The sequence below is a fragment of the Sphingomicrobium lutaoense genome (genome assembly GCF_014195685.1).
GTDB classification, from domain to species: domain Bacteria; phylum Pseudomonadota; class Alphaproteobacteria; order Sphingomonadales; family Sphingomonadaceae; genus Sphingomicrobium; species Sphingomicrobium lutaoense.
In genome coordinates, this window is sequence record NZ_JACICF010000001.1 from 220,724 (window position 1) to 236,425 (window position 15,702).

14 protein-coding genes and 1 tRNA gene are annotated in these 15,702 nt (G+C 64.4%); 4 read left to right on the plus strand and 11 right to left on the minus strand.

Annotated features, from left to right (window positions below):
- Positions 1–2: 2 nt before the first annotated feature.
- From FHS50_RS01090 to FHS50_RS01105, 4 genes are all read right to left on the minus strand, one after another.
- Positions 3–1,010, minus strand: a complete 1,008-nt coding sequence (locus FHS50_RS01090) for a polyprenyl synthetase family protein (protein ID WP_183932506.1) — start codon at positions 1,008–1,010, stop codon at positions 3–5.
- A gap of 13 nt (positions 1,011–1,023) precedes the next feature.
- Entirely contained in the window at positions 1,024–2,340 is a 1,317-nt protein-coding gene (locus FHS50_RS01095) for a sensor histidine kinase (RefSeq protein WP_183932507.1), read from the minus strand.
- A gap of 68 nt (positions 2,341–2,408) precedes the next feature.
- Complete coding sequence (locus tag FHS50_RS01100) at positions 2,409–3,083, minus strand: response regulator (RefSeq protein ID WP_183932508.1); 675 nt, start codon at positions 3,081–3,083, stop codon at positions 2,409–2,411.
- 99 nt (positions 3,084–3,182) lie between these two features.
- Positions 3,183–3,488 (minus strand): hypothetical protein, encoded by a 306-nt coding sequence (locus FHS50_RS01105; protein WP_246332906.1) that lies wholly within the window; start codon positions 3,486–3,488, stop codon positions 3,183–3,185.
- A 119-nt stretch (positions 3,489–3,607) separates the two neighbouring features.
- Between FHS50_RS01105 and FHS50_RS01110 the strand changes: the two genes are divergently transcribed.
- Positions 3,608–5,389, plus strand: coding sequence for an ATP-binding cassette domain-containing protein (locus FHS50_RS01110; RefSeq protein ID WP_183932509.1), 1,782 nt, complete (start codon positions 3,608–3,610; stop codon positions 5,387–5,389).
- Here the strand turns inward: FHS50_RS01110 and prsR are convergent, their stop codons facing one another.
- The gene (prsR, locus tag FHS50_RS01115; RefSeq protein ID WP_183932510.1) at positions 5,390–6,760 is read right to left on the minus strand and encodes a PEP-CTERM-box response regulator transcription factor; all 1,371 of its coding nucleotides are present in this window, start codon (positions 6,758–6,760) and stop codon (positions 5,390–5,392) included.
- The gene (gene prsK / locus FHS50_RS01120; protein ID WP_183932511.1) at positions 6,757–8,835 is read right to left on the minus strand and encodes an XrtA/PEP-CTERM system histidine kinase PrsK; all 2,079 of its coding nucleotides are present in this window, start codon (positions 8,833–8,835) and stop codon (positions 6,757–6,759) included. The genes prsR and prsK overlap by 4 nt, the downstream gene beginning before the upstream one ends.
- A gap of 255 nt (positions 8,836–9,090) precedes the next feature.
- On the opposite strand from prsK, the gene FHS50_RS01125 reads away from it, so the two are divergent.
- Positions 9,091–9,327, plus strand: a complete 237-nt coding sequence (locus FHS50_RS01125) for a hypothetical protein (RefSeq protein ID WP_183932512.1) — start codon at positions 9,091–9,093, stop codon at positions 9,325–9,327.
- 6 nt (positions 9,328–9,333) lie between these two features.
- On the opposite strand, the gene FHS50_RS01130 is transcribed toward FHS50_RS01125, so the two are convergent.
- The 3 genes from FHS50_RS01130 to FHS50_RS01140 are packed head-to-tail and all read right to left on the minus strand — an operon-like array spanning position 9,334 to position 12,102.
- Complete coding sequence (locus FHS50_RS01130) at positions 9,334–10,650, minus strand: amidohydrolase (RefSeq protein ID WP_183932513.1); 1,317 nt, start codon at positions 10,648–10,650, stop codon at positions 9,334–9,336.
- Positions 10,651–10,654: 4 nt separating this feature from the next.
- Positions 10,655–11,278, minus strand: coding sequence for a DUF4893 domain-containing protein (locus FHS50_RS01135; RefSeq protein ID WP_183932514.1), 624 nt, complete (start codon positions 11,276–11,278; stop codon positions 10,655–10,657).
- Positions 11,279–11,316: 38 nt separating this feature from the next.
- On the minus strand, positions 11,317–12,102 hold the full coding sequence (locus FHS50_RS01140; RefSeq protein ID WP_183932515.1) for a 3-hydroxybutyrate dehydrogenase: 786 nt from the start codon (positions 12,100–12,102) through the stop codon (positions 11,317–11,319).
- A 98-nt stretch (positions 12,103–12,200) separates the two neighbouring features.
- On the opposite strand from FHS50_RS01140, the gene ypfJ reads away from it, so the two are divergent.
- Complete coding sequence (gene ypfJ, locus FHS50_RS01145; protein WP_183932516.1) at positions 12,201–13,064, plus strand: KPN_02809 family neutral zinc metallopeptidase; 864 nt, start codon at positions 12,201–12,203, stop codon at positions 13,062–13,064.
- A 9-nt stretch (positions 13,065–13,073) separates the two neighbouring features.
- Here ypfJ and FHS50_RS01150 read toward each other — a convergent pair whose 3' ends face one another.
- Complete coding sequence (locus tag FHS50_RS01150; protein ID WP_183933837.1) at positions 13,074–14,072, minus strand: NADP-dependent oxidoreductase; 999 nt, start codon at positions 14,070–14,072, stop codon at positions 13,074–13,076.
- 131 nt (positions 14,073–14,203) lie between these two features.
- On the minus strand, positions 14,204–15,124 hold the full coding sequence (locus FHS50_RS01155) for a DUF2171 domain-containing protein (RefSeq protein WP_183932517.1): 921 nt from the start codon (positions 15,122–15,124) through the stop codon (positions 14,204–14,206).
- Between the two features lie 192 nt (positions 15,125–15,316).
- Between FHS50_RS01155 and FHS50_RS01160 the strand changes: the two genes are divergently transcribed.
- Positions 15,317–15,392: transfer RNA gene (locus FHS50_RS01160), tRNA-Ala, on the plus strand.
- Positions 15,393–15,702 lie beyond the last annotated feature (310 nt).

A 15,702-nucleotide genomic window follows, 5' to 3' on the forward strand; every position in this document is an offset into this window, starting at 1 on the left:
CCTCAATAAGCTCGAGCGACGGCGAACTGGGCGGCTTCGGCCATGGCCTTGCGCGCGGTGGAATCGGGGAAGATCGACAAGGCGTCGATGGCGCGCCGGGCATAGCTGCGCGCGGCTTCGAGCGTGTCGGCCAGGGCATCGGTCGAGCGCATCAGCGACACGGCATGGGCAAGGTCGTCATCGCTCACGCGCTTGCCCTGCATCGCGTCCTTCCAGAAGGTCCGGTCGCCGTCCGATCCGCGCGAATGGGCAAGGATGACGGGCAGGGTCATCTTGCCGTCGCGGAAATCGTCTCCCAGCCCCTTGCCCATCACATCCTCGTCCGAGGTATAGTCGATGGCATCGTCGACCAGCTGGAATGCCACCCCGAGGTTGCGTCCATAGGCCTCGAGCGCCAGTTCGGCTTCCTCGCTCGCCTCGGCGACGATCGGCGAAACGCGGCAGGCGGCGGCAAACAGGGCAGCGGTCTTGGCGCCGATGATCGCCAGATATTCCTCTTCGCTCGTCTCGATGCGGCGCTGGGCAGTCAACTGGTCGACTTCGCCCTCCGCGATCACCGCGCTGGCATGGCTGAGAATCTTGAGAACCTTGAGGCTGCCGTCCTCGACCATCAGTTCGAAGGCGCGGCTGAAGAGGAAATCGCCGACCAGCACGGTCGCGGGATTGCCCCAGATCAGATTGGCGGCCTTCTTGCCGCGCCGCATCGCCGAACCATCGACTACATCGTCATGGAGAAGCGTTGCGGTATGGATGAACTCGACCGCGGCGGCGAGCTTGTGGTGGCGCGTGCCGGGATAGTCGAGCAATGCCGCACTCGCGAGCGTCAGCATCGGGCGAAGACGCTTGCCCCCGCCCGCGATCAGATGTCCTGCCAGTTCGGGAATGAGCGCGACCTTCGACTGCATCCGGTCGAGGATCACCGCATTCACGGCATTCATGTCCTCGGCCACGAGGCTCATCATGGGCTGCAGGGAAGGGGGCTGGCCTTCGCGGATCGGGGTGACACTCATCGCGCTTGCCCCCTTAGTCAGTTTCCTGGGTCGCGGGAAGGGACAGAGTGACCATCAGCCCACCCAGGTCCTCGCTGGTGCCCAGGCTGACCGTGCCGCCGTAGATTTCCGCCACATCCTTGACGATCGCAAGGCCCAGCCCGGTGCCCGGCTTGTCGGTGTCGAGCCGCGCTCCACGGCTGAACAGCAGGGCGCGCTGTTCCTCGGCGATGCCCTTGCCGTCATCCTCGATGATGATGTCGACCATCGGGGCCGACCGCTCGATCGTCACGAATACCCGCCCGCCGCCATATTTGGCGGCATTCTCGATGAGATTGCCGAGCATTTCGTCGAGATCCTGCCGCTCGACGCGGACGCAGGCGTCGCGGTCGCCGGTCATGTCGACCGTGCTGCCATCGTAAAGCCGGCTCACCGCCCGTTCGATCGTGGCGACGCTCTCGGCGACATTGGCGCGGGCATGCGCCGAGGCGCGTCGCCCGATGGCACGGGCGCGGGCGAGGTGATGGTCGACCTGGCGGCGCATCACCGTGGCCTCGCGGCACACGATGTCGTTGAGATTGGCGTCATTGGCGGTCGCGGCATTGGTGATGACTGTCAGCGGGGTCTTGAGCGCATGGGCCAGATTGCCCGCATGGCGGCGCGCCTCGTCGGCTCGTGCCTCATTATGCGCGAGAAGCTCGTTGATCTCGTCGGTCAGCGGGACGATTTCGCGCGGAAAATCGGGATCGATGCGCGTCTGCGCGCCCGACCGGATCGCCACCACTTCGCGCCGCACTCGCCGAAGCGGCCATAGGCCGTAAAGCGTCTGCAGCGCTGCCATTGCAATCAGCCCGAGGCCGAGAACCGCAAAACTGTAGAAAAGTGTCCGCCGCAACTCGCGGATCTGCTCGTCGAGCGATTCGCGGCTTTCGGCCACCTGGAAACGCCAGCGAATGTCGCTGTCGGGCAGGATCACATCGCGTTCGAGGATGCGCAGCGGCTCGCCCTCGAATTCGTCGGTATTGCGGGTGTGAAGCTCGGTATCGTGATGATCGGCCGAGGCATCGAGCCGCCGGTCCCACAACGAGCGGGAAGGGAAAGTCTCCGCGCCTTCGCCGGTGACCTGGAAATACAGCCCCGAATAGGGTTCGAGGAAGCGCTGGTCGGCGGGCGGGCGCGTGAAGCGCACTTCGCCATCGGGGCCGATTTCCGAGGCTGCGATCATCGCGTTGAGGACGAATTCGAGCTGGCTGTCGAAATTCTCGATCACCGTGCGCGTCAGCACCCGGTCGAGCGCGAACCCGCCCAGGAGAAGCAGGATCGCGATCCACAGCGCGGCGATGCCGATCATTCGCCGGGTCAGCGATTCCCGGCGGGCCAGGGAAGCGTGAGGGTCCTCAGCCGTGACGGTCATGGCCTTCAGGCATCACGGTCCTCGGGATCCTCGAGGCTGTAGCCGAGGCCACGGATGGTGGTGATCGTGTCCGCGCCCAATTTCTTGCGGATGCGCGTGACGAAAACCTCAATCGTGTTCGAATCGCGATCGAAATCCTGGTCATAGATATGCTCGATCAGTTCGGTGCGGCTCACCACCTTGCCCTTGTGGTGCATCAGATAGCTGAGAAGCTTATATTCCTGCGCCGTGAGCTTCACCGGTTCGCCGGCCTTGGACACCTTGCCTGAACGGGTGTCGAGCCGGATGTCGCCCGCGGTAAGTTCGGAAGAAGCATTGCCCGACGCGCGGCGGATCAGCGCGCGCAGCCTCGCGATCAGTTCCTCGGTCTGGAAGGGCTTGGCGAGATAATCGTCTGCGCCCGCGTCGAGCCCGGCCACCTTGTCGGACCAGCTGTCGCGCGCGGTGAGCACGAGGACGGGCATGTCATGACCTTCCTTGCGCCAGCGGTCGAGCACGGTCAGCCCGTCGATCTCGGGCAGGCCGAGATCGAGGACGATCGCGTCATAGCTTTCGGTCGCGCCGAGAAAATGGCCATCCTCGCCATCGGTCGCCAGGTCGACTGCATAGCCCGCCCCCTCGAGGGTCGAACGCAACTGGCGCCCGAGATTGGGTTCGTCTTCAACAATCAGGACGCGCATCAGGCCTCTCCGCTATTCGATGTTGGCCGGGCAACGCACGAGGCGGCCCGGCGGTTGCCGAAGCTTAACGAAGGCGGCGGTTCGCGCAAATGGGGAAAATCAGCGGCCCGAACGGCCTATAATCCGGCCCGAGCGGGCATCGACATCGATCCACACCACCCGGCCTTCCTTCATGAACTTCAGCCGGTAGGAGGAGCCACGGAAGTCGGGACCCAGATATTGATAGCCGCGCATGCGCGGAATGATGCGGCGCTCGATCTCGGGCAGGGGCATGGAACGGCCTTCCTGCAACGAGGAATAGGCACGGTCCTGGTCGGTCTGCGGCGGCGCCTGCAGGGCAGGCGCGGGCGCAGCCAGCAACATGGCGGCCCCGAGGGCCATCGAGAGAGTTTTCATCATACGCATCGGTTCAACTTTCAAACCATGCCCTAGGCCTCCGGCATTGAACAGGCCGTGAATGACCATGTCGCCGCTTGTTCAGCAAGGCGTGACGAATGGGCAACGATTGGCTAGGGGCCAGCCCCATGGCACCACCCATTCTCTCCCTGGAGGACGTCAGCCTCCATCATGGCGACGGCTGGCTCTTCGAGGGCCTCGACCTTCATATCGGCCCGCGCGACCGTCTCGCGCTCATCGGCCGCAACGGCGCGGGAAAAACCACGCTCTTTCGCATGCTCCAGGGTGAACTGGAGCTGGACAAGGGCCGGCGCACCGTGATGCCCGGCATCAATATCGTCACGCTCGAGCAGGATCCCGACATGAAGGGTTTTGCGACGCTCGGGCAGTGGGCGGCGCATGGGGAAAAGGCCCCACCGCTCCATGCGATCGAGGCGATCGCCGACCAGATGGGCATCGACCTTGAAACCTGCACCGCTACCGCCAGCGGGGGGGAGCGTCGCCGCGCCGCGCTCGCCAGGGCGCTGGCCAGCGATGCCGATCTGCTGCTTCTCGACGAACCCACCAACCATCTCGATCTCGCGGCGATCGACTGGCTCGAGGAATGGCTGGGCCGCTACAAGGGCGCCTTCATCACCATCAGCCACGACCGGACCTTCCTCAAGCGACTGACCCGAAGCTGCCTGTGGATCGACCGCAAGACGCTGCGCCGCGCCGAAATCGGCTTCGGCGGCTTCGACAAATGGACCGAGGACGTGCTCGCCGAAGAAGAGCGCGCCGCCGAAAAGCTCGATGCAAAGCTCAAGCAGGAACTGCACTGGCTCCACCGCGGCGTGACCGCGCGGCGCAAGCGCAACCAGGGCCGCCTGCGCAAGCTCGAGGAATTGCGCCAACAGCGCGCCGCGATGATCGGCGCGGTGGGAAAGGCCTCACTCGGTCTCGCCAAGGACGATGTGAAGACCAAGACGGTGATCGACGCCGAAGGAGTAGGCAAATCCTATGGCGACCGCACGATCATCAGAGATTTTACCCTGCGCGTGCAGCGCGGCGACCGCATCGGCATCGTCGGGGCCAATGGTGCGGGCAAGACCACTTTGCTTCGATTGCTGACGGGCGAACTCGAACCCGATGAAGGCACGATCATCCGTGCGAAAACGCTCTCGGGCATCGTCATCGACCAGCAGCGAAAGCTGCTCGATCCGAAGAAGAAGGTCCGCGACGTCCTCGCCGAAGGCGGCGAATGGATCGAGGTCCGCGGCGCGAAGAAGCATATCAAGGGCTATCTCAAGGAATTCCTGTTCGATCCGGGCCTGTCGGACGCGCTGATTGGCACCTTGTCGGGCGGCGAACGGCACCGCCTGCTGCTGGCCCGCGAATTCGCGCGCGAAAGCAATCTACTCGTTCTAGACGAGCCCACCAATGATCTCGACATGGAGACGCTCGATCTCCTCCAGGAAGTCATCGCCGACTATGAAGGCACGGTGCTGCTCGTCAGCCACGACCGCGATTTTCTCGACCGCACGGTGACGGTGACGCTCGGCCTCGACGGGTCGGGAACGGTCGATATCGTGGCCGGCGGCTATGAGGATTGGGCGAGCCGCCGCAAGGACCGCTCGGCCACGGCCAAGAAGGCCAGGCCGCAAACGAAAAAGGAAGAAGCGCCCAGCACCGCGCCCCGCAAGCTCAGCTACAAGGACCAGCGCGATCTGGATCGCCTCCCCGCCGAGATCGCACGGCTCGAAGAGGAGATCGCCAGCGCCGAGACCGAACTGGCCGATCCCGACCTCTTCACCAGCGACCCCGACCGCTTCGCTGCGCTCACCAAGGCGCTCGAAGACAAGCGGGCCGAAAAGGAAGCCGCAGAGGAACGCTGGCTCGAAGTCGCAGAAATGGCTGAAGCGCTGGGCTGATCAGGCGCTCAGCTTATACTGCTTCAACAGGTCGTAGAGCGTCGGACGCGAGATGCCGAGCAGCTTGGCCGCGCCCGAGATATTGTTCTCGGTGCGGCTCAACGCCTGGCGGATTGCCTTGCGGTCGGCGATTTCGCGCGCGGCGCGCAGGTTGATCGGTGACGCACCCTCGCTGTCGGCCCCCGCCTGGAGGTCGAGGTCGGCGGCGGTGACCAGCTTGCGATCGGCCATGATGACTGCGCGCTTCACCCGGTTTTCGAGTTCGCGCACATTGCCGGGCCAGCCATATTCGTCGATTGCCTCGACCGCGTCGGGGGCGAGCCCGCTTACGCTGCGTCCGAGGTCCTTGGCATATTTGGTCACGAAATAGCGTGCGAGCAGCACCGCATCGCCGGTCCGCTGCGCCAGGGGCGGAATGGGAACGACGATCTCGGCAAGGCGGTAGTAGAGATCTTCGCGGAACGAGCCGTCGGCAGTCATGCTGTCGAGGTCCTGGTGAGTCGCGCAGACGATCCGCGTATCGACGTTGATCGGCTTTCTTCCCCCGATCCGCTCGATCACCCGCTCCTGGAGAAAACGCAACAGCTTGACCTGCAAGGGCAGGGGAATGTCGCCCACTTCATCGAGGAACAGCGTCCCGCCCTGCGCCATCTCGATCTTGCCTTCGGTGGTCTTGACCGCGCCGGTAAAGGCACCCCGCTCGTAACCGAATAGTTCGGCCTCGAGCAGGTTCTCGGGAATGGCGGCGCAGTTGATCGCGACGAATGCCCCGTCCTTGCGCGGGCTCTGGCCGTGCACCGCGCGTGCCAGCAATTCCTTGCCGGTTCCGCTGGCCCCCAGCAGCATCACCGAGACATCGGCCGAGGCCACCCGCTCGATCGTATGCGCGACCTTCATCATCTCGGGGCTGGCCGACACGATCGAGCCCAGCACCGTCTGGCTGTCGCCCGCTTCCTGTTCGAGGCGGCGGTTCTCGGCTTCGATGTCATGAAGGTGGAAGGCGCGGTCGACGATCAGGCCGAGATCGTCGATATCGACGGGCTTGCGATAGAAGTCATAGGCACCCAACGCGATCGCCTTGAGCGCGCTTTCCCGGGCGCCATGGCCCGAAGCGACGATCACCTTGGTATCGGGCTTGAGGGCGAGGATTTCCTGCAGGGTGGCAAAACCCTCGCTGGTCCCGTCGGGATCGGGCGGCAGGCCGAGGTCGAGCGTCACCACCGCGGGCTCGTGCAGGCGCAACAGGTCGATGGCCTCCTTGCGCGTCCCGGCGACCACCACCTCATAGCCTTCATAGGCCCATTTGAGCTGGCGCTGCAGGCCTTCGTCATCCTCGACGACGAGCAGGGGGCGCAGGTCGTTCTTGCTCATGCGATCTTCCTTTTTTCCGCCGTATCGGCGCCAGCGAGATGGATGGTGAAACGGGTGCCGCAGCCAGGCGCGCTGTCGACCGACAGCCTTCCGCCCATCGCGGCGATCAGCGAACGGGCCTCGAAGGCCCCGATGCCGAACCCGCCGTCCTTGGTGGAGGCGAAAGGCTCGAACAGGCGCGACCGCACGAAATCGGCGTCCATGCCATGGCCTTCGTCGGCAATGACGATGCGCACGCCCCGACCGTCCTGTCCGACATGCACCGAAACGGGCTTGTCGGCGGGGCTGGCATCGATGGCGTTCTGGAGCAGATGGCCCACTGCCTGCTCGAGCCCTGCGGGATCGGCGATTGCCCACAGGCTCGCATCGCCCACGAGCCGCACGTCATGGTCGCGCCGCTTCGAAGCGATCGCGAAGGCGATGATGTCCCGCAGCGGCGTCGCCTCGGCCCGGCCTTCGCGCGACGCGGTCTGCGGGCTGAGACGGGAAAGAAGGTCGTTCATCTTGCCCACCGAGCTTTTCAGCGTCGCCACCATGTCGGCGCGGAAATCCGGATTGTCGGCATGTTTCTCGGCATTGCGCGAGAGAAGCGACAATTGGCTCACCAGATTCTTGATGTCGTGCATGATGAAGGCGAAGCGGCGGTTGAACTCCTCGAACCGCTGCGCCTTGGCGAGCGCTTCCTGCCCCAGCGCCTCGGCAAGGTTCGACGCCGCCTGCCGACCGGCGGTCTTCATCAGGTCGAAATCCTCCCAGTCGAGCGCGCGCCGGTAATCTGGCGCGGCAAGGATGACGAGGCCGACGAGCAGTCCGTTATGCTGCAAGGGAATGCCGATCCATGCCTCGTCCTGTCGGAGCAGCCAATGCGGAACCGGCAGGGCAAGGTCGGCCGGTTGTCCCCAGCCGCGCCGCAGGCCGTCGAGTTCGAGAATGCGCCCCTCGACCGCGATGGAATTCCAGAAATCGCTTCCCGTCTTGCTTTCGGCTTCGGCGGGCGGGAGCAGGGCGCCCGGCCAGTTCCACGCCGAGACGCGCGACAATTGGTCCTGCTCGTCGAGCGCCAGCAACAAGCCGCCGGGGCTGTCGGTCATGTCGGCAAAGGCCTTGATGACCCGCTCGCCCATGGGCGATGCGCCCTCGGCGCCCAGCGTCGCGGTGAAACGCAGCCATTCGGAACGATAGTCGTAGCGATGCTCGAAGAAATGCTTGGCGATCTTGACCTTGGCCCAGGCTCGGAAGCGCGGCGTGGCGAGCATGAAGACCGCGATCATGGTCAGCGCTGCAAGCAAGGCAACCGACACCTTGCCGAGCCAGTCCGACTGGGCATTTTCGCGAAGCGCGGTGGCAAGGATCGCCATCGAGGCCAGATAGGCGCTGATGCCGATAAGCGAGAGCGACTGGAAGGTCGCCGCGCGCGACAGGCGGATCCGCCATTGGTCGCCGGGCCGCGCGCTCGACGCGAACAGCGGAACCGTCAGCGAAATGGCAACCCCGCGCCAATCCGAGAGGCCCGCCGCGATCTCGCGCTCGAAATAGGCCATGGTGTAGAGGTTGAGGTCATAGGCCCATACCGCCGCCAACGCCGCGACCAGATATCGGATCGCGGGACGGCTGGCAGGGGCGGCCTGTCCATAGACATTGTGCACGAGGATGAGCGCGCCCGCCGCCGCGGTCATGTGCAGCAGTGTCCCGGTCAGCGTGACCGTCACGGCTTCGCCGCCATTTCCGGTGACCAGCGGCAGGATGTTGACGACCATCTGGAGCCCCAGCACCGCTGCGACCGACGCAAAGACGAGGCGCACCCCATGCTGCCGCTCCCGCTCGTCCGCACCCAATGCGAGATTGTAGAGCAGCATCACCCAGACGAGGTTGCGCGCAGTTTCGGCGGTCGCGGTCAGATGCGCCATCGGCAACACCGCCTCGAGCCATGCCCAAAGCGCGGTCATCGCGAAGGCGGCGAGAAGCAGCTGTTGTCCGCGGCTGCGAACTCCGCGCGTCAGCTGCCAGCCCGCCAGCCCCACGAACAGGGTGGCGGCCAACGCATGGCTCCAGAAAGCGATGGCGAAATCGCCCATGGCTTTACGGCCTCACTGTAAAATCGTCCGACATGGGCCTCGTGTCGCAAAACTTTACAAAGGAAAAGTGAACGCCGCGCTAGGACAGCCCATTAATTTGGTGGCGCGCTATCATGGTTAACGGCCGGGTTACGGCCAAGCGGGCAGTGGCCGCGTCCTGCCGATATTCCGCTTGGGGGGCAGGGGCGGCTAGACTGGCTTCCTATCGAGGGCGGGAGTTTGGCCATGGGTTGGTTATTGGGCAGGGCGTCGATCATGAACGACCCCGAAGGCGCGAGGCAAAAGGTGCTTGAGCGCCTGCAGGGGCTCGCGGAGATCGAGGATGCCGAGGATTATGTCGTCCCGATCCTGATCGAGGCGATCCTGATGGTCGAATCCTATCGCGGCGCGCGCCACCAGATTTCCTTCCTCCCCGAACTGGGCGAGCAAGTGGATGCGATGCTGCGCGAACTTTCGCTGACGCAGCGCGCCGCCGAACTGGCGCGCAGATAGCCGCCCCTATTTCCTGTCCAAAATGTCGAGCGCCAGCAGCGTCATCGCCTCGGTCGCGGTGCCGATCACCGCATTGGCGTCGGGCGCCCAGAAGGGACTGTGCAGCGACGGCAGCTTGCTCGCATCGCCATTGGCCTCGGCCCATTTGTCGAGCGGCTGGCCGCCGACCCAGAAGATGAGGCTCTCGATGTCCTTGTCGGCCAGCCAGTAGCGCGAGAAATCCTCGCCTCCCATGACCGGACGCGCCTCGCGCACCCGGTCCTCGCCGAACCGTTCGCGGAACAGCGTCAATGCGCGGTTCGACAGGGCAGGGGTGTTGTAGGTCGAGGGCGTGAATTCATCGTCGCGGATGATGATTTCGGGCATCCGGTCCTCGGGAACCCCCGCGGCCATCGCCTCGGCATTGGTGATGCGGCGGATGGCGGCGAGAAGATGCTGGCGAACCTCGGGCGTATAGCTGCGCACCGTTAGGAGAAGCTGTGCTTCGTCGGGAACGATATTATGCTTCGCGCCCGCATGAAAGCTGCCGACGGTGATCACCGCGGGCGATTGCGGGTCGATTTCGCGCGCCACCACGGTCTGCAGGGTGGTGACGATCCGGCTTGCGATGACGATCGGGTCCTTGGTGGTGTGCGGATAGGCGCCATGCCCGCCCAGCCCCTTCACGATGATGTCGACGCTATCGACATTGGCCAGCGCATAGCCGGGCGAAATGCCGATCATCCCCGCCGGACCCGTCGCGGCATCATGAAAGGCGATCGCATGGGTGGGCTTGGGAAAGCGCTCGTACAGCCCGTCGTCGAGCATCGCCTTGGCGCCTTCTCCGGTTTCCTCGGCGGGCTGGAGGATCATCACCAGCGTGCCCGACCAGTCGTTCCTGCGCTCGACCAGCTGCGTCGCGGTGCCGACCCAGCTCGTCATGTGGGTGTCGTGACCGCAGGCATGCATGACGCCCGTTTCGACCCCGGACGCAGGGGCCGTGGTGACCACCTTGGAGGCATATTCCAGCCCCGTCTGCTCGACCACCGGCAAGCCGTCCATGTCGGCCCGGATCATCAGCACCGGACCCGGCCCGTTCTCGAGCACCGCGACCACGCCCGTCCCGCCGACACCCTCGGTCACCTCGAAGCCCAGCGCCCGCGCCCGGGCGGCCAGCTTCTTGGCGGTCTCATATTCCCGTCCCGAAAGCTCGGGATGCGCATGAAGGTCGCGATAAAGCTCGAGAAGCCCGGGCATGTCGCCCTGCACCGCTTCGCGGACGTCCTGCGCCTGGACCGGCGAGGCAAGAAGTGCGGCGGCCAGCGCCAGTGTCGCAATACGCATCAGGTCAGTCTCCCACTGGGACGAGTTCGATAAGGTCGAGGGTGGATTCGAAATGGGGGCGCGGAAGAACCAGCCGCCAGCGTCCCGGCGCATGCTGCTGAAGGGCGCCGATCATGTCGCGCTGCGGATCGGCGCCATAACGCATCGCCCGGGTTTCATCGCCGAGCACCAGCGTGCCCAGGAAGACCTGGCGAAGATCGTCGTCGGGAAAGAGCAGCCCGATCGGACGCTGCGACCCGGTCAGCTTGGCCAGCCCCTGCAGGTCACGTTCGGCGCGAATGCGGCATTCGAAGGCCGGATAATCGACATAGGCAAGACCGCCGCGCGGGCTTCCGAGTTTGACGATCCGGCAGCGGTAGCGCCCGTTGGGTGCTGCAGTGAAGGGGAGCGCCGCATCGGGATCGGCCAGCGCCCCCAATGCCTGCAATTGCCCACCATGACCCGCCTCGCGCGCCTCGCGAAGCGCCTGTTCGAAGGTCGCCCGCCATCCGCGCAAGCGCTCGCGGTCGTCGGCGGTGGCGACCTGCCGCCAGTCGCGCGTTTCCAACGTGTCGACAAAGGTCTTGCCCGGCAGGCTGTTGCAGCCCGTGAGCAGGAGAAGGGCACAGAGCGGAAGCAGGATACGCATAGCCCGCAGCTTAGGCGCATCGTTCGCGCCCGCAAGCCTCATTGCGCGGTCCAGCCGCCGTCCATGCTCAGATTGGCTCCGGTAATCGACGCCGCTTCCTCGCCGGCAAGGAACAGCGCCAGCGCCGCGACTTCCTCGACGGTGACGAAGCGCTTGGTGGGCTGGGCCTTCAACAGCACCTCGTTCATTACCTCTTCGCGGCTCATCCCGCGCGCCTTCATCGTGTCGGGAATCTGCTTCTCGACCAGCGGCGTCCAGACATAGCCGGGCGAAATGCAATTGACCGTGATGCCCTTTTCGGCGGTTTCCAGCGCAACGGTCTTGGTGAAGCCTGCCACGCCATGCTTGGCCGCGACATAGGCCGATTTGTTGGGACTGGCGACGAGGCTGTGCGCCGAGGCGGTATTGATGATCCGCCCCCATCCGCGCTCCTTCATCGCGGGGATGACGAGGCGGCTGGTGTGGAAGACGGCGCTGAGGTTAATCGCCATGATCGCATCCCATTTCTCGACCGGAAAATCGTCGACGGGCGCGACATGCTGGATGCCCGCATTGTTGACGAGAATGTCGGGCGCCCCCAGCGTTTCGCGGCACCGCTCGACCATCGCCTCGATCGCCTCGGGATCCGACAGGTCGGCACCGTCATGCACCGCTTGTGCTCCCGATGCCTCGGCAAGCGAGCGGCGGGTCTCCTCGATTTCGTCGGCATCGCCGAAACCGTTGATCATGATCGCGGCGCCCTCGGCGGCAAAGACGCGGGCGATCGCCAGCCCGATCCCCGATGTCGATCCGGTGACCAATGCGGTCTTGCCCTGCAATTTCATCCCTGTCTCCTTTGCCCCGATCTGTTGCGCGGCCTTGGCCCGATTGCAACCGTTCGCCTCTCCGGTGCATTGTGGCGACAGCAACATTGGAGATCGGCATGCGCCTCGGAGATCGGAACAGCGGCAATTTCATCGACCGGACGGGTCAGCGCGGCGGCGGTTTGGGCGGCGGCATGTCGGCGGGGCTCTTCGCGCTTCTCGCCCGCTTCATCTTCAACAAGTTCGGGATCGTCGGCGTCCTCATTCTCGGGCTCGGCTATTGCATGCTTTCGGGCGGCCTCGGCGGGCTGACGGGCGGCTCGACCAGCCAGTCGGCCTCGAGCGCCAGCGAATCCACCCTAAGCGCCGAGGAACTTGCCCTGCTGCGCGGTACGCTTGAATCCACCGACGACATCTGGGGCGATCTCTTCTCGCAGGCCGGCGCGCAATATCGCGAGCCCAAGCTCATCGCCTATACCAGCGGCACTCAGACCGCCTGCGGCTATGGCCAGGCCGTGATGGGACCCTTCTACTGCCCGGGCGACCAGTCGATCTACATCGACCCCGAATTCTTCCAGCAGCTTTCGACCCGCTTCGGCGCTCCCGGCGATTTTGCCGCGCGCTACGTGATCGCACATGAAGTCGGCCATCATGTCCAGAATCTCGAAGGCACGCTTGGCAACGTCCAGCGCCAGCAGCAGCGCGTCAGCCAGAGCCGTGGCAACCAGCTCCAGGTCGGCGTCGAACTGCAGGCCGATTGCTATGCGGGCGTCTGGGCCGCGCAGACGGGCGCGATGGAACCCGGCGACCTCGAAGAAGGCATGCGCGCCGCCGAAGCGATCGGCGACGACACGCTCCAGCGCCAGTCGCAGGGCCGCGTGGTCCCCGAAAGCTTCACGCACGGTTCGGCCGCCCAGCGCATGGAAGCGCTTCGCCGCGGCCTGTCGACGGGTAATCCCGCCGCCTGCAACTATGCAGGCTGACAAGCAGGCCTAGAGCCGGACGAGCATCTTGCCCGTATTGGCGCCCGAAAAGAGGCCGAGGAATGCATCGAAGGCCTGGTCCAGCCCGTCCATCACTGTCTCGCGGCTCTTCACCTGGCCGGACTGGATGAGCGGCGCCATCGCGGCATAGAATTCGCCCATCCGCTCCTGGTAATCGGTGAAGATGAAGCCCTTGAGCCGGAGCCGCTTGCCGATGATGTACATGATGTAGCGATAGGCATAGGGATCTTCGTGGTTATAGCCGTCGATCATCCCGCATTCGGCAAATCGCGCTTCCTGCTTCGCGACCGCGAATGCCGCGTCGAGATGGTCGCGCCCGACATTGTCGAAATAGACATCGATGCCCTTCGTTCCGACCTCTTTCAGCGCCGACTTGAGCGAATTGAGCACCGGGCCAGCCTTGTAATCGACGCAGGCATCGGCGTTGAGCGAGCGCACGAATTCGCATTTCTCGGGGCCGCCCGCCGATCCGATGACGGTCATGCCCTTGGCCTTGGCGAGTTGCACTACCGCCGAACCCACCGCTCCCGCGGCGGCTGACACGAACACGACATCGCCTTCCTTTGCCGAGGCGACGTCCATCAGCCCGAAATAAGCGGTCCCGCCGGTCAGTCCGAGGTTGGCGAGGAAATGGAAGGGCTCGACGCCCAGTTCGGGCAATTTGTGCACGCCCTGCGCGGGGATGATCGCCTCGTCGCGCCACCCTGCGAAATGCAGCACCATGTCGCCGGGAGCAAAGCCGTCGGCCTTCGATGCCACCACTTCGCCCACCGCGCCGCCATCCATCGGTCGGTCGAGCTGGAAGGATTCGAAATAGCTTTCGCTCTCGTCCATCCGGGCACGCATATAGGGATCGACCGACAGCCAGCGGTTGCGGACATGGATCATCCCATCGGTGAGCTCGGGAAGCGCGACTTCCTTCAGCGCGACATCGTCATGGGTCGGAAGCCCCTTGGGGCGCTGCATCAGGTGCCATGCCTTGGCCATCGTCATTCTCCCGTTTTGATTTGCTACGGGCCTAGGGGTGCGGCCGACAAAAGGAAAGGCCCGGCCCGCCATGGTGCGGCGGGCCGGGCCCTCGTTGCTGCCGTCTTGCGGCAGCGGATCAGGTTTTCCGATCAATAGGTGTTGGAAAAGCTGCGTTCGAGCATGTGGGGACCATCTTCGCCCTGGTCCGACCTTTCGCCCAGTGCCCGGTCGCGCTCTTCATCGCGCCACATCGACTTGGCTTCCTCGGCAGTGAGGTTGAGCTTCACCTTGCCATCCTCGATGCAGTCGAGCCGCGAACAGGTCAGCGAATGATGATGGCCATCTTCGCTATCGTCGCGGGTCATGATGATGCGGTCGCCGCGCACCTTGTCGACGGTGCCGACATGCTCGCCATCGCTGCCCACCACTTCGGCATGGTCGGGAATCTCGCGGAGCATCTGCCGCTTGGTGCGACGCTCTTCGCGCCACGAGGTGAATTCATCGTCGAACCGCTTGCGGTTTTCACTGCGCCACTCGGCATAGTCGCGATCCAGCTCGTCGATCTGGCGGCGACGCCAGTTCGAATAGTCGCTGTCCTGATGCGTATATTCGCGCTCGGTCATCGGACGGCCGAAACGGTTCTGGGTGTAGCCGCGATCATAATCGTAGCGCTCGGCCCGATCGTCATCGCGTCCCCAGCGGCCATGCGGCGGCTGGACCTGGCGCCGGCCGGTGTAGGGGCGGCGATATCCTTCGTCCATGTCGCGTGCTCCGCGGTCGTAATCGCGACCCCAGCCATATTCGCCACGTTCGCGGTCCATGCGCTCGTCATATTCGCGGCGCTGCTGGGCGCGTTCGTCGCCGAACCAGCTGCGCACTTCGTCCGACGCGCGGTCGAAGAAGTCGCGCTCGTCGCGATCATAGCCGGAAGGACGCATCGAACCGCGATCGAAGTCGCGGTCGCGCCACTGGCCACGCTCATCTTCACGGCTCCACGCCGATTGCTCGCCGCGCCGGCCATAAACCTGCCCGCGCCTCGATCGATCCTGTTCGTAACGGTCATGTGCCATGATCTGTCTCTCCTTGTTACTCGCTCACTGAAAGCTTGCGGCCCCGTGCCTGCAAGCGTCGGAAATGAAACGATTTTCAGGAGAGTGTCGTTCCGCGAATCCCGGGCGGAAAAGCCCAGTCGGGGCTCAAATTCGCTAAGCCGTTGCAACCGGCCCGAAGGAGAGTTAAAGAGCCCGCTCACCGGCAGGCTCGGGGCTGTAGCTCAGTTGGGAGAGCGCTGCAATCGCACTGCAGAGGTCGGGGGTTCGAATCCCCCTAGCTCCACCAGCCTGCCGGTATTTTCGATGGAAATCCGCGATTAGTTTGGCTGGATGTCTAACTCGCCCGGTAGTGGTTAGACAATCTTTCGCCCGATTGACTTCTTCAATCCCAAAGCGCCCGTCGCGCCCTGTTGTAAACTGGGCTGATAACTGGCCGTCCACTTGCAGCGCTGGGCATCAATGTCCATTCGGCCGGCGCTATCCCAAAATGTCCGCCAACGAGCCTATTGCGGACGTGGGTTGCAGGGTGGGAAAGAGCGAAATTAGCCTTTCGCCATCAACGTGGTCCTTAACGGCGTCATTAATTTCTGTTAACT

Coding starts and splice junctions, on each gene's coding strand:
- FHS50_RS01155 (WP_183932517.1), bottom strand. CDS start 15,124: ATGGCACATGACCGTTACGAACAGGATCGATCGAGGCGCGGGCAGGTT.
- FHS50_RS01130 (WP_183932513.1), bottom strand. CDS start 10,650: ATGCGTATTGCGACACTGGCGCTGGCCGCCGCACTTCTTGCCTCGCCG.
- prsK (WP_183932511.1), bottom strand. CDS start 8,835: ATGGGCGATTTCGCCATCGCTTTCTGGAGCCATGCGTTGGCCGCCACC.
- prsR (WP_183932510.1), bottom strand. CDS start 6,760: ATGAGCAAGAACGACCTGCGCCCCCTGCTCGTCGTCGAGGATGACGAA.
- FHS50_RS01105 (WP_246332906.1), bottom strand. CDS start 3,488: ATGCGTATGATGAAAACTCTCTCGATGGCCCTCGGGGCCGCCATGTTG.
- FHS50_RS01110 (WP_183932509.1), top strand. CDS start 3,608: ATGGCACCACCCATTCTCTCCCTGGAGGACGTCAGCCTCCATCATGGC.
- FHS50_RS01125 (WP_183932512.1), top strand. CDS start 9,091: ATGAACGACCCCGAAGGCGCGAGGCAAAAGGTGCTTGAGCGCCTGCAG.
- FHS50_RS01135 (WP_183932514.1), bottom strand. CDS start 11,278: ATGCGTATCCTGCTTCCGCTCTGTGCCCTTCTCCTGCTCACGGGCTGC.
- FHS50_RS01095 (WP_183932507.1), bottom strand. CDS start 2,340: ATGATCGGCATCGCCGCGCTGTGGATCGCGATCCTGCTTCTCCTGGGC.
- ypfJ (WP_183932516.1), top strand. CDS start 12,201: ATGCGCCTCGGAGATCGGAACAGCGGCAATTTCATCGACCGGACGGGT.
- FHS50_RS01140 (WP_183932515.1), bottom strand. CDS start 12,102: ATGAAATTGCAGGGCAAGACCGCATTGGTCACCGGATCGACATCGGGG.
- FHS50_RS01100 (WP_183932508.1), bottom strand. CDS start 3,083: ATGCGCGTCCTGATTGTTGAAGACGAACCCAATCTCGGGCGCCAGTTG.
- FHS50_RS01090 (WP_183932506.1), bottom strand. CDS start 1,010: ATGAGTGTCACCCCGATCCGCGAAGGCCAGCCCCCTTCCCTGCAGCCC.
- FHS50_RS01150 (WP_183933837.1), bottom strand. CDS start 14,072: ATGGCCAAGGCATGGCACCTGATGCAGCGCCCCAAGGGGCTTCCGACC.